This is a genomic window from Amycolatopsis sp. cmx-4-83 (assembly GCF_046548815.1).
GTDB lineage: Bacteria > Actinomycetota > Actinomycetes > Mycobacteriales > Pseudonocardiaceae > Amycolatopsis > Amycolatopsis pretoriensis_A.
On record NZ_JAEBEF010000002.1, the window covers coordinates 223,131 to 235,691 of the forward strand.

A 12,561-nucleotide genomic window follows, 5' to 3' on the forward strand; every position below is an offset into this window, starting at 1 on the left:
GGCTTGGCCCATCGCCACGACCTGGAGGACACCATGACCCGCACCACCACCCGGATCACCGTCGGCGGGCTCGGCGCGTTGATCAGCACGCTGGCTCTCGTCGCGCCCGCTTCGGCCGGGCAGCCGACGACCGGCGACCCGGGGACGAGCACGACCACGCAGGAACAACAGCGGTCGGCCGCGATGAGATCCGCGGCCGTCGAGGACGGCGCCCAAGACGACTACGTCGCCGCGGCCGGCCCCGCCGCCCAGCGCGTCCGCGACGACTTCGACATCCCGGCCTCGGTGACCGCGGCCCAGTCGATCCTGGAGTCGAACTGGGGCCGCAGCACCCTCTCGGTCAACGACCGGAACTACTTCGGCTTCAAGTGCACGTCGCCGACCAACCCCGGCCCGTTCGCGAAGGGCTGCGCGCCGTACCCGACCACCGAGTGCGTGCCGGCGCCCTGCCACACGGTCAACGCGTACTTCCGCTCGTACGACTCGATGGAGAACTCGTTCCGCGACTACGGGCGGCTCCTCACCACCAGCTCGACCTACTCGAGCGCGCTCCCGTACCGCCACGACCCGGCGGCGTTCATCCGCGAGGTGGGCCGGCACTACGCCACGGACCCGAGCTACGCGGACAAGGTCATCTCGCTGATGAACACCTACGACCTCTACCGCTTCGACTCCGGCACGGCGCCGGGCGCCACCCTCGGCGACGAGGGCATCGCGGCGTCGGCGTCCTACCGCTACGGCACCCAGGAGCACATGTTCTCCCGGGGTGCGGATGGCTCGCTGCTGCACTCGTACAACGCGGGCGAGTCGATCGAATCGGAGTCCTACCCCGGTGCTCTGGCCGGTGAGCCGGTCGCGTTCGTCGCCGGGGACACCCAGCACGTCTTCGCGCGGCTGACCGACAACACCATCGGGCACTGGTACTGGTACCCGACGGACGCCGACCCCAACTTCGAGCAGTGGGGTGCCGACGACATCGCGGGCAACCCCACCGGCTACGCGTTCGGGGACCAGCAGCACATCTTCGCGCGGGGAACCGACGGCAAGCTCAAGCACCTCTACTGGACCCCCGACACGGGCGTGGTCGAGGAAACCCAGACGCAGAGCGTCGCCGGCGACCCGGTGGCCTACGTCTGGGGCGACCAGCAGCACGTCTTCGGCCGCACCACCGACGGGCACCTGGCCCACTGGTACTGGACCCCGACCGACGCCGACCCCAACTACGGCGTCTGGGGTACCAGCACCATCGCCGGCGACCCGACCGGGTACGCGTTCGGGGAGCAGCAGCACGTCTTCGCGCGTGGTACCGACGGAACTCTCAAGCACTTCTACTGGACCCCCGACGAAGAAGTTGTCGACGAACCGCTGGGCGCGGCGATCCAGGGCAACCCGGTCGCCTACGTGTGGAACGACCAGCAGCACGTCTTCGCCCGCACCCCCGACAACCAGCTCGGCCACTGGTACTGGACCCCTGAGGACAACCAGCCGCGTCACGACAACTGGGGCGGAAACCTCGGCGCCAACCCCACCGGGTTCGCCACCGACAGCCAGGAAAACATCTACGGCCGTTCCACCAACGGCACGCTGACCCACTGGTACTGGAACACCGACATGGGCGCCCCGGACATCGAAAACTGGGGCCGGTGAACGAAAGGAAGCACGTCATGCGAACGAAGATCGCGCGGCCGCTCGCCGCGCTGGTCCTGGCCGCGGCGACCGTCGCCGCGGTGCACAGCCCCGCCGCCGCCGACACCACCACGACGCTCAGCTTTTCCGCGCACCAGGACGACGACCTCCTGTTCATGAACCCGGACATCGCTTCCGACGTCGAAGCCGGGTACAACGTGTGGGTCACCTACCTCACCGCGGGCGAAATCCCGTGCGAGAGCCACGATCCGTGCGGCATGGACTACGCCGACAACCGGGTGCAGGGCGAGCACGCTGCCTACGCCGAGACGGCCGGGGTGCCCAACTCCTGGACGTACGAGGAAATGTGGTTCGGCGGCCACCCGGTCGCCGTCGACCACCTCGACGGCACGAACGTCCACCTCGTCTTCACCTACATCCACGCGGCCGCCGGGCCCGAGGACAACTGCGGCGACCTGTACCGGATGGTGCACGACGACGACTACGTGGCCCAGCCGATCGACTACCGGCCGACGTACACGAAGGACTCGTTCGTCGGCATGCTGCGGTCGATCATCGACTACGTCCAGCCCGACTACCTGCGCACGCAGAGCACCATCGGGCACCGGGAAAGGCGCGGGGACGGCGTGGCCGACAACGTCGACCACGTCGCCGGAGCGATCCTCGCGGCCGACGCGGACGTCGACGGCGCCGGCAACACCTGGATCCGCCGGGACGAGTACCAGGGGTACGTCATCACCGACTACGCGGACAACGTCGGCGGGTACTGGCGGGACCGCAAGCAGCAGATCTGGAACGCCTACAAGCCGTTCGACTACCAGATCAGCCCCTGGTCGTGGGACAACGTGATGGGCAAGCAGTACCGGCCGGAGGGCCGGATCTTCTGGCCGGGGATCCCCTGGGTGCCGCCGGGCGACTTCAACGGCTGCTAGTGCCCAGGCCGGTCGTGAGTGTGAAACAGGGTGCTAACCCTGTTTCACACCCACGACCGGTTCGGCGCGGGGCTCGCCGGCTTCCCGGGCGCCGTAGCGGGCGAACAGGGCCTGCGCCTCGGCGTGGGTGGCATCGGATTCCGCCCGCCTGCCCAGCGCCCGCTGGGCGGCCGCGAGGTCACGCAGGTTGCGCGCCCGCCACAGCGGGAGGGAAAGCGCGTCGCACCAGGTGAGGGCGAGCTCGAGGTGCCGCCGGGCGGCGTCCGGTTCGCCGCGGACGAGGTCGAGCTCGCCGAGGGTCCGGAGCATCAGCGCCTGGCCGAAGCCGTCCTGCATCTCGCGGCACGTCGCCAGCGCGTCCTCGAGTTCGGCGTGCAGCTCGCCGGTGTCCCGCCTGCCCTGTCTGATGTGGACTTTCACCAGCGCCTGGGTGGCGTAGGCGATCATCAGCCGGTCGCCGACGTCCCGCAGCAGGGCCAATCCCCGCGCGCACGCCAGTTCGGCCTCGACGAGCCGGCCGGCCGCGCGGTGCACGATGCCGGTGGAGCGCAGGACGAGCGCGACGCCGTGGTCGTCCGGCAGCGACCGGTACCGCTCGAGGGCGAGCTCCAGCTCGAGCAGCGCTTCGGGGAGCCGGCCGAGCTCGGTCAGCACCATGCCGCGGCCGTGGTGCCCCCTGGCCTCCGCACGCGGGTCGCCGAGCTCGTTCAGCACGGGGAGCGCTTCCCCGAGCAGCTCCAGCGCTTCCGGGAGCCGGGCCTGCTCGCGCCGGACGCTGCTCAGCATCAGCCGCGTGACCGCCTTGCCGCGGACGTCGTCGACGTCGGCGTACGCCTGGAGGGCCTGCGCGTAGTAGTCGGCGGCTTCGTCGAGCCGGTCCTGTTCGCTGCGCAGCCAGCCGAGCCCGGCCAGCAGCAGGCCCTGGCCGGAGAGGTCGCCCGCCTGCCGGGCCGCTTCGAGCGCCGCCGTGTGCGTCCGCCACCAGTGGTGGAAGTGGTTCTCCACGGCGAAGGACGACGAACACAACGCGGTCGCCAGCCGCACGGCCGCGTCGGCCAGCCCGAGTTCGCTGGCGCGCTCGACGATGTGCACGAGTGCCGCCTGTTCGGCGTCGAACCAGGCGAGCGGTTCGCCGAGGGTGTCGGTGCGGACCAGCTCGGGGGTCGCCGCCGGGCTCGGCGTCGCGGGGCGCAGCGCGCGCACCGGCGTGCCGCCCGACGCCCACTCGACCAGCCGGTACCACTCGTCGGCGGCCCGCCGGACCGCGAGCCGCAGCTGCTCGGCGTCCTCCTCCGCTTCCGCGCGTTCCCAGCCGAACACGCGGATGAGGTCGTGCAGGCGGTACCGGGTGACGGCCGAGCCGTCGTTGCTGACCACGTCCAGCAGCTGCGCGCGGACGAGACCTTCGACGATGTCTTCGGCGTCGTCCGGCGGCACCGACAGCAGCACGCTCACCAGCCAGGCACCGAAGTCGGGGACGCCCAGCCAGCCGAGCCGGCGCAGCGCGGACCGTTCCGGGTCGTCGAGCCCGCGGTAGGAGAGGGCGAGGCTGCCGCGGACTTCGAGGTCCCCGATCGCCAGCTCGTTCAGGAACTTCCGCTGTTCGCGCAGCCTCGGCACCAGCCGCGACGGCCGCCAGTCCGGCCGCGCGGCGAGGCGGGCGCCGATGATGCGCACGGCCAGCGGCAGGTTGCCGCAGAGGTGCACGAGCGTGCGGGCCGCGTCGGGTTCGGCGGCGATCCGGGTGCCGCCGACGATCTGGGTGAGCAGGGCGAGCCCGGTCTCGTCGTCGAGGACCCGCAGGTCGATGTGCTCGGTCGAGTCCAGCGCGGCCAGCCGCACCCGGCTGGTGAGCACGCACAGGCAGCCGTCCCCGCTGGGCAGCAGCGGCCGCACCTGGCGCTCGTCCGCGGCGTCGTCGAGCACGACGAGCAGCCGCTTCGACGCCGAAAGGACCCGGTACAGCTCGACGCGTTCGTCGAGGCCCACCGGGAGTTCCCCGTCGGGGACGCCCAAGGCGCGCAGGAACCGGCCGAGCACCTCGCCGGGGTCCACCGGCGACTGCTGGGCGCCGCGCAGAGCGACGTAGAGCTGGCCGTCGGGGAACCGGGCCCGCAGCAGGTGGCTCACGTGCACGGCCAGCGAACTCTTGCCGGAACCGGGTTTCCCGGAGATCGCCACCCGGCGCGCGGACGGCTTGGTGAGCGTCGCCGTCTCGGTGCGCCGGCCGGTGAAGTCGGTGATGTCCGGGGGAAGCAGGCACGGGCCGCCGGGCGCTTCCGGTTCCTCGTCGGCCTTCGGCACCGCCGGTGCACCCGCCTCCGGCACGCCCGCGTCGCCGCGCAAGATCCGCTGGTGCAGCGCTCGCAGCTCCGGCCCGGGTTCGACGCCGAGCTCCTCGACGAGCAGTTCGCGGCCGGTCTGGTAGCACCGCAGGGCGTCGGCCTGCCGCCCGGTCGTCCACAACGCGGTCATCAGCTGGCCGCGCAGGCGCTCACGGAGGGGGTGCTCCGCGACCAGCGCCGTGAGTTCGCTGACCAGCCCCGCGCCGCGGCCCAGCGCGAACGCGCAGTCGACGCGCTTCTCCAGCACGTCCAGCCGCTGATCCGCCAGCCGCGCGGCTTCCGCGGCGGCGAACCGGGACTTGAGGCCGCCGAGGGCCGGGCCCTGCCACTGGCCGAGCGCCTGGTCGTAGCGCTGTTCGGCGGTTTCGTGGTCGCCCGCGCCGGCGGCGGCATCGCCTTCGGCGGCCAGGCGGGCGAACTCCAGCAGGTCCACGGTGCAGCCGGTCAGCTCGATCCGGTAGCCGCTCTGCTCGGTGAGGATCGCGCCCGGTGCGCCGTCGGGCTGCTGGAACGCCCGCCGCAGCGTCGAAACGTAGGTGTGCAGCAACGCGGACGCGCTGTCCGGCGGCGTCTCGTCCCAGATGATCGAGATCAGCCGGTCGGCGTGCAGCACCCGGCCTTCCGCCAGCAGCAGCGCCGCGAGCAGCGTGCGGGGCTTCGGCCCGCCCAGCGGGACATCGGCCCCGGTTCGCCGCGCGGTCACCGCCCCCAACAGCTGAAACCGCATCGAGATCCCCCCAGTCCCGTGAGATCACACGTTCAGGTGACCTCGCTTCGGACCCTAGTCACGCCTGATCACGTGCGGAGGGGAAAACACTCGAACGGCCGAAGCCGTCCGGTTCAGCAGTAGCCGAGCTGCGCCAGCGTGTCCACGATGATCTCGGACGGGTGGTACTTGTCCATCCAGGACTCGCCGCGGCGGTTCTGGTACGTGTCGAGGAAGTTCTGCAGCTTGTCGCCGCGCATCTCGGTCAGCACGACCGTTTCGCCCAGGTGCTGCGGGGTTTCCGTGCGCTCGCGGTGCACCGCGCAGGGGAGGCCGAGGTAGTAGCACTCCGCCGACAGGCCACCCGAGTCGGTGACGACGTATTCCGCGCGCGCGACCAGCGGCAGGAACTTCAGGTAGCGCATCTTCGGCTGGACGATGAACTGGTCGTCGAAGATGTTCCCGATGCCCAGCGCGCGGATCTTCTCGCGTTCCGGCGCGCCGGCCATGTACAGGATCGGCATCTTGCGGCTCTGCTCGCGCAGGATCTCCAGCGCCTCGCGGTACTTGTCCGGGCGCGAGACCAGTTCGAAGCGGTGCAGCGTCGCCAGGCCGAACTTCTCCGGCAGGTTCGGCACGTCCAGCGGTTGGTTGATGGCCAGGCGCATCGCGTCGATCGCCGTGTTCGCTTCGGTGTCGACGACGACGCCGCGGGCGTGCCGCAGGTTGTTGACCTCGCGGATGCTCGGCGCGAAGTGCATGTCGACGATCTTCGCCGCGATCTTGCGGTTCAGCTCCTCCGGCAGCGGCGACAGGATGCTGCCCGACCGCGCGCCCGCCTCGACGTGCCCGACGCGGGACTTGAGGATGCGCTTCCCGATCAGCGAGCCGTACGGCGTGGTGAACGTGTCGCCGTGCACCAGCACCAGCGGGGGACGGCCGTCCTCGTTCAGCGCGGCGCGCAGCTCGTGGCGGCGGCTCCACGCGGTGCGCAGCACCTGCGCGGCCCAGCCCGGCACCTGCGCCGGCGACTCGAGGTTGTGGGCCTTGTCCTCCGGCACCAGCCAGACGTCGGGCGCCGGCATGTCCAGGTCGGCCAGTACGTCCGCGACCTCGTCGACGTGCTGGGCGGTGAACCAGATCTTCGGCCGCATCCCGCGCTCGCGGATCCCGTGGTAGACGGGCGCGATCTTGATCAGTTCCGCGGTGGTGCCGAGAATGAAGGAAATCACCAGAGGAGCCCATTTCCGGTCGGGTGCGGTGGCGTAAGGATACTGGCCGACCCCCCGCGGGGGCCGCCGGGTAGCCTCGGCACGGTGAGTGCGAACCCGCTCCTCCCCTCGCTCAGCGTCGTGATCCCGGTCTACAACGAGCAGGACTGGATCGAACGCAGTGTCGGCGCGCTGCTCGCTTCGGCGTCGGCCGCGAGCTGGCCGATCGAGGTCGTCGTGGTCGACGACGGCAGCACCGACGCCACCCCGTCCCGGCTCGACGACCTGCGTGAACGCCACGGCATCACGGTGCTCAGCCAGGCCAACGGCGGCCGGTTCGAGGCCAGGAGCGCGGGCATCGCCAAGTCCTCCGGCGAGTGGATCGCGCTGCTCGACAGCCGCGTCATCGTCGACGAGCACACCCTCACGTTCCTGCGCGACCAGCTCGTGGACCACCCCGAGCGCGCGGTCTGGAACGGCCACATCAACGTCGCTTCCGAGCACAACCCGTACGCCGGTTTCATGGCCGGGCTGGTGAAGGTGCCGTGGCGCAAGTACTGCGCGAACCCGCGGCTGATGTCGTACGGCATCGAGGAGTTCGACGTCTACCCGAAGGGCACGACCTTCTTCTGCGCCCGCCGCGGTCTCCTCGAAGGCTCGGTGACGGCGTTCGCGTCGCTGTTCGACGACATCCGCTTCGCCAGCGACGACACCCGCATGCTGCGGTGGATCGCCGAGCGCGAGCAGATCTGGCTCGCCCCCGAGCTGTCCGCGACCTACAACGGGCGCGACTCCTTCAAGAAGTTCACACAGCAGGCGTACTTCCGCGGCACGACGTACGTGGACTCCTACATCGCTTCGCCGGGCCCGGCCCGCAACGCCCTGTTCGGCGCGCTCGCGGCCGGCGTCATCGGGCTGGCCTTCGCCGCGAAGAAGCCGAAGACGACGCTGGCCGCCGGCGTGCTCGGCGCGGTCGCGGCCGGCGAGGTCGTCAAGAAGTGCGGTGCGACCGGCCCCGAGGCCCGCGCGGTCACCAAGCTGCTGCCGGTGTTCGCCGGCGGCTTCGGCGCGGGTGTCCTGCGTGGACTGGCCATGGCCGTGCGGACCCGGCTCCGCCGCCGATGAGCAGCGCGGACGTGGAAACCCCGGCCGCCGCCCGCAGCGGGCGCACGACGGCGGGCAGCCTCGGCGGCTCGCTGATCGTGTCCATCGGCCTCGGCTACGTCCTCACGGTCGCCTGCCAGCGCCTGCTGTCCCCGCAGGACTACGCCGTCTTCGTCACCTTCTGGGGCCTGGTGATGGGTCTCGGCAGCGCGCTCTCGCCGCTGGAGCAGGAGCTCTCGCGCCAGTCCGCGGTGGCCGCCCTCACCGGCGGCAAGGCGGGGCGCCCGGCCCTGCGCGCGGTCGCCGTCGGCGTGCTCGTCGCGGCCGTGTTCTCCCTCGCGCTGCTGATCCCACCGGTCAACGACCGGCTGTTCGGCGGTGACCTCGCGCTGCCGCTGATCGTGCTGGCCGGCGGCGTCGCGTTCGCCTGCCAGTTCGGCACCCGCGGGCTGCTGATCGGCCAGCACAAGGTCAAGGCGTTCTCGCTGCTCGTGGTCGCCGAGCCGGCCATCCGCGCGCTCGTCCTGGGCGTGCTGTTCGTCTCCGTCGCCTACAACGTCGTCTCGCTCGCGATCGCGGTCGCCGCCGGCTCGTTCGCGTGGCTGCTGTTCGCGCGCCCGGCCCGGCAGCTGCTCGACCCGCACGTCGAGGGCGACGGCTGGGGCGTCACCGGCCGCCGGATGGGCATGCTGCTGGTCGGGGCCGCGCTGACGGCCGCGGTCATCACCGGCTACCCGGCGCTGGTCGGCCTGCTGGCCCCGGGCGGCGACCGCGACCGCGTCGGCGCCCTGTTCGCCGCGCTGGTCATCGCCCGGCTGCCGCTGACCCTGATCGGGCCGGTGCAGTCGCTGGCCGTGCCGTTCGTCGTCCGGCTCTCGGTCACCGAGGAAGGCCGCCACAAGCTCCGCCGCGTGCTCGCCCTCGGCGCCGCCGCGTCGCTGGTGCTGGCCGCGCTCGGCGCGCTGGTCGGGCTGTGGCTCGGGCCGTGGGCGGTCCGGTTCGTCAGCGGGCCGAAGTACGACATCGACGGCTGGTCGGTCGCCGGGCTCGTCTGGTCGTCGGTGCTGCTGGTGCCGATGCAGCTGCTCACGGCCGTGCTCGTGGCCCGCACCCAGGCCCGGCTGGTGCTGGTCACCTGGGCGATCGTCACCGGCACGGCGTCCCTGCTGCTGGTGCTGCTGCCCGGCGAAACCGTGTTCCGCGCGGTCGTCGCGCTGGCCGCCGCGCCGACGCTGGGCCTGGCCGTGGTGCTCGCGTTCGTTCTCCGGAAAGCACCGGAATCGGTTTCGGGGACAACCCCGGGCACCGGTGGAACGTCTTCGTAGCGGCCCAGTAAGGTGCGTTGCGAACCCGCCGGTGGGGACGGGAAACGGCGTGAAACGCCGGTAAGGTTTGGACTGCGAATTCGATGAACGTGCTACTCGTTTTGCTCGCGTTCTGGTTGCCGGGTCTGGTGTTCGGTGCCGCGATCCGGCTGCGCGGCTGGACGCTGGCCGCGGCCGCGCCGATGCTGACCTTCGGCCTCGTCGCCATCGGCATCCCGGTGCTCGGCCGGTTCGGCATCCGCTGGTCGATGCCGAACGTCGCGCTGTGGACGCTGGTGCTCTCGGCCGTCGGGTTCGCGCTGGCCTTCGCCGTGACGCGCTCCACGCGCCGCCGCCACCCGGACTGGACCGAGCCGGAGCGGCCCGAGCGCCGCCTCCGCGACCACCTGCTCATCGGCCTCGGCGTCCTCGCCGGCCTCGGCATCGGCACCGTCACCTTCCTGCGCGGCATCCGCGACGTCGGCAACGTGCAGCAGGGCTGGGACGCGCCGTTCCACGCGAACCTGGTCCGCTGGATCGCCGAGCACGGCGACGCCCGGCCCTCGACCGTCGGCACCATCGCGAACCTGCCGAACGAAACGCACTACTTCTACCCGGACACCTACCACGCGCTGCTCGCCCTGGTTTTCGGCAAGGGCGGCCTGACGATCATGCCGACGCTGAACCTGGCGGCGCTCGCGGTCGTGCTGACCGTGCCGCTCGGCGTCGCCGCGATGTGCCACGCCTGGCGGATGCCCCCGATCGGGGTGGCCGCGGCGGCCGCGGTGTCGGCCTGCTTCACGGTGTTCCCGTACGACTCGCTGTGGCGCGGCCCGCTGTGGCCGTTCGTCGCCGGCGTCGCGCTGATCCCGGCCATGCTCGCGGTCGCCCGGCACCTACTGGAGCCCCGCGGGATCGCCGGCCCGGTCGCCATCGGCGTCGGCGTCGCCGGGCTCGCCGGCCTGCACACCAGCGTCGTGTTCGTCGTCATCGTCTACTTCCTGCTGATCCTCGCCGCGGTGGTGTTCCGCTTCGAGGCGATCACCTGGCGGCGGTCGCTGCCGTCGCTGGTCGCGACCGTGGTGCTGGCCGCCGCGCTCGGCATCCCGGTGGTGCTCCCGTCGCTGTACAACGCCGGCGGCGTGACCAGCGCGTACTGGGCGAACGAAGCGACCGTGAGCGGCGCGGTCGGCGAGACGATCACGTTCTCGCCGATGGCCGCGTTCCCGCAGTGGTGGATCGGCGTCCCCGCGATCATCGGCGTCTTCCTGCTGGTGAAGCACCGCCGGATGCTGTGGATGGTCGGCGCGTACGTCGTGCTCGGCGGGCTGTTCGCCGCGACCGTGTCCCTCGAAACCGACCTGGTGCACACGCTCAGCAGCCCGTTCTACAACGACAACTGGCGGGTCGCGGCCCTGGTGCCGCTGGCCGGCTGCGTCGCGTTCGGCGAGTTCGTGCACACGGCGTCCGGCTGGTTCGCCGAGAAGGTCGCCCCGCGCCTGCCGAACCTCAAGCCCGCCACGCTCACGCTGGTCGGCGTCGTGGTGCTCGCGCTGGTCGTCGGCGGCCTGAGCCGCGGCGGCTACATCGGCCGCAACGCCGCCCGCCTGCAGCTCAACTACAGCGGCGGCCCGACGGTCAGCAAGGACGAAGAGGCCGCGTTCACCTGGCTCGCGCAGCACACCGCGCCGGGCGAGCGCGTGCTGAACGACAAGGCCGACGGGTCCGTCTGGATGTACGCGCTGGCCGGCGTGATGCCGACGCAGTGGAACTTCTACGGCGCCGAGTTCGACACCGACGCGGGCTACCTGAGCGTCTTCGCCAACGACGTCGAGAAGTACCCGAAGGTGCGTGAGCTGCTCACCGACCTGAAGGTCCGCTACGCCTTCGTCGGGTCGGGCAAGGTGACCCCGACGACGCAGAACGACGTCGGCCTCCAGCACCTCGACAGCAGCCCCGGGTTCAAGCTGGTCTACCGCAACGCGGGCGCGAAGATCTACGAGATCGAAGGTCAGCAGGGCGTTGTCGCGGCGGGCGCCGCGCCCGGGTCCGCAGCCGGTAACGGGCAGTGAAAGGCTAGAGTGATCGCGTGTCCACCACCTCCGTGACCAGCCGCCGGGTGCTCATCGTGATGCCCGCGCTGAACGAATCGGCGAGTGTCGCTTCGGTCATCGCGCAGGTCAAGCGCGCCCTGCCGGACGGCGACCTGCTGGTCGTGGACGACGGCTCGGTGGACGACACCGCCAAGCTCGCCCGCGCGGCCGGGGCCGACGTGGCCCGGCTCGCGGTGAACCTCGGGGTCGGCGGCGCGATGCGCACCGGCTTCCGGTACGCCGCCGCCCGCGGCTACGACGTCGTCGTGCAGGTGGACGCGGACGGCCAGCACGACCCGGACGAGCTCGACGCGCTGCTGCGCGGCCTGGACGACGCGGACATCGTGATCGGCTCCCGGTTCGCCGGCAAGGGCGCCTACAAGGCCAGCGGGCCGCGCAAGTACGCGATGGTCGTGCTGTCGCTGGTGTTCTCGCGGCTGGGGAAGACCAAGCTCACCGACGTCACGTCGGGCTTCAAGGCGATGGGCCCGCGGGCGATCCGGCTGTTCGCCGGCTACTACCCGGCGGAGTACCTGGGCGACACGGTGGAATCGCTGGTGATGGCCATCCGGGCCAAGCTGACCATCAAGGAGATCCCGGTCGTCATGCGCGAGCGCGCGGGCGGCACGCCCAGCCACTCGCCCGTCAAGTCGGCCGTCTACCTGGGCCGGGCCGGCCTCGCGCTGCTGCTGGCGCTGGTCCGCCGCCGCCCGGCCGTCGACTCCTCAGACTCGGCTTAAGGAGCTTCCGAAGATGGTCGGTTGGCGCATCCTCAGCATCGTCATCGCATGCCTGGTGCTCTTCGTCGTCATCGAGATGATGCGGCGGCGCAAGCTGCGCGAGAAGTACGCGGGCGTGTGGCTGGTCGTCGCCACCGGCGTCGTCGTCCTGGCCGTGGTCCCGTCGGCCGCGGATTTCCTGGCCAAGCTGACCGGGGTGGAAACCCCGTCCAACTTCGTCTTCCTCCTGGCCGGCGTCGTGCTCGCGCTCGTGTCGCTGCACCTGTCCACCGAAGTCGGGCACCTCGAAGAAGAGGTCCGCACGTCGGTCGAGGAGATCGCACTGCTGCGCTGCGAGCTCGAAGACACCCGGCGCGACCTGGAGCGGCGGATCGCCGGGCTCGAGACCCGCGTGTCGGCTCCCGACGACGTCAAAGGGCTCCCGGAGGTCGAGCGCGTCAGCAAGTGACGCCCTGATCGAAGCCCTGCTCGCCGCGCCC

General features: G+C 71.4%; 9 protein-coding genes. 7 read left to right on the forward strand and 2 right to left on the reverse strand.

What is annotated here, in order from left to right; all coding sequences use genetic code 11:
* Positions 1-33 precede the first annotated feature (33 nt).
* Positions 34-1,647: a glucosaminidase domain-containing protein gene (locus ACLJQM_RS06065; protein ID WP_410630412.1), complete on the forward strand. Its 1,614-nt coding sequence runs from the start codon at positions 34-36 to the stop codon at positions 1,645-1,647.
* A gap of 17 nt (positions 1,648-1,664) precedes the next feature.
* Positions 1,665-2,579, forward strand: coding sequence for a PIG-L family deacetylase (locus ACLJQM_RS06070; protein WP_410630413.1), 915 nt, complete (start codon positions 1,665-1,667; stop codon positions 2,577-2,579).
* 33 nt (positions 2,580-2,612) lie between these two features.
* On the opposite strand, the gene ACLJQM_RS06075 is transcribed toward ACLJQM_RS06070, so the two are convergent.
* Complete coding sequence (locus ACLJQM_RS06075; RefSeq protein WP_410630414.1) at positions 2,613-5,651, reverse strand: AfsR/SARP family transcriptional regulator; 3,039 nt, start codon at positions 5,649-5,651, stop codon at positions 2,613-2,615.
* A gap of 113 nt (positions 5,652-5,764) precedes the next feature.
* Positions 5,765-6,862, reverse strand: a complete 1,098-nt coding sequence (locus tag ACLJQM_RS06080) for a UDP-N-acetylglucosamine 2-epimerase (RefSeq protein WP_360777720.1) — start codon at positions 6,860-6,862, stop codon at positions 5,765-5,767.
* A gap of 84 nt (positions 6,863-6,946) precedes the next feature.
* Between ACLJQM_RS06080 and ACLJQM_RS06085 the strand changes: the two genes are divergently transcribed.
* From ACLJQM_RS06085 to ACLJQM_RS06105, 5 genes are all read left to right on the forward strand, one after another.
* Complete coding sequence (locus tag ACLJQM_RS06085) at positions 6,947-7,966, forward strand: glycosyltransferase family 2 protein (protein ID WP_360777718.1); 1,020 nt, start codon at positions 6,947-6,949, stop codon at positions 7,964-7,966.
* The gene (locus ACLJQM_RS06090; protein WP_410630415.1) at positions 7,963-9,270 is read left to right on the forward strand and encodes a lipopolysaccharide biosynthesis protein; all 1,308 of its coding nucleotides are present in this window, start codon (positions 7,963-7,965) and stop codon (positions 9,268-9,270) included. The genes ACLJQM_RS06085 and ACLJQM_RS06090 overlap by 4 nt, the downstream gene beginning before the upstream one ends.
* Positions 9,271-9,353: 83 nt before the next feature.
* Positions 9,354-11,321 (forward strand): DUF6541 family protein, encoded by a 1,968-nt coding sequence (locus tag ACLJQM_RS06095; RefSeq protein ID WP_410630416.1) that lies wholly within the window; start codon positions 9,354-9,356, stop codon positions 11,319-11,321.
* Positions 11,322-11,380: 59 nt separating this feature from the next.
* The gene (locus tag ACLJQM_RS06100) at positions 11,381-12,082 is read left to right on the forward strand and encodes a glycosyltransferase family 2 protein (RefSeq protein ID WP_410630798.1); all 702 of its coding nucleotides are present in this window, start codon (positions 11,381-11,383) and stop codon (positions 12,080-12,082) included.
* Positions 12,083-12,095: 13 nt separating this feature from the next.
* Positions 12,096-12,530, forward strand: a complete 435-nt coding sequence (locus tag ACLJQM_RS06105; protein ID WP_360777710.1) for a DUF2304 domain-containing protein — start codon at positions 12,096-12,098, stop codon at positions 12,528-12,530.
* Positions 12,531-12,561 lie beyond the last annotated feature (31 nt).

Coding starts and splice junctions, on each gene's coding strand:
- ACLJQM_RS06065 (WP_410630412.1), top strand. CDS start 34: ATGACCCGCACCACCACCCGGATCACCGTCGGCGGGCTCGGCGCGTTG.
- ACLJQM_RS06070 (WP_410630413.1), top strand. CDS start 1,665: ATGCGAACGAAGATCGCGCGGCCGCTCGCCGCGCTGGTCCTGGCCGCG.
- ACLJQM_RS06075 (WP_410630414.1), bottom strand. CDS start 5,651: ATGCGGTTTCAGCTGTTGGGGGCGGTGACCGCGCGGCGAACCGGGGCC.
- ACLJQM_RS06090 (WP_410630415.1), top strand. CDS start 7,963: ATGAGCAGCGCGGACGTGGAAACCCCGGCCGCCGCCCGCAGCGGGCGC.
- ACLJQM_RS06095 (WP_410630416.1), top strand. CDS start 9,354: ATGAACGTGCTACTCGTTTTGCTCGCGTTCTGGTTGCCGGGTCTGGTG.
- ACLJQM_RS06100 (WP_410630798.1), top strand. CDS start 11,381: ATGCCCGCGCTGAACGAATCGGCGAGTGTCGCTTCGGTCATCGCGCAG.
- ACLJQM_RS06105 (WP_360777710.1), top strand. CDS start 12,096: ATGGTCGGTTGGCGCATCCTCAGCATCGTCATCGCATGCCTGGTGCTC.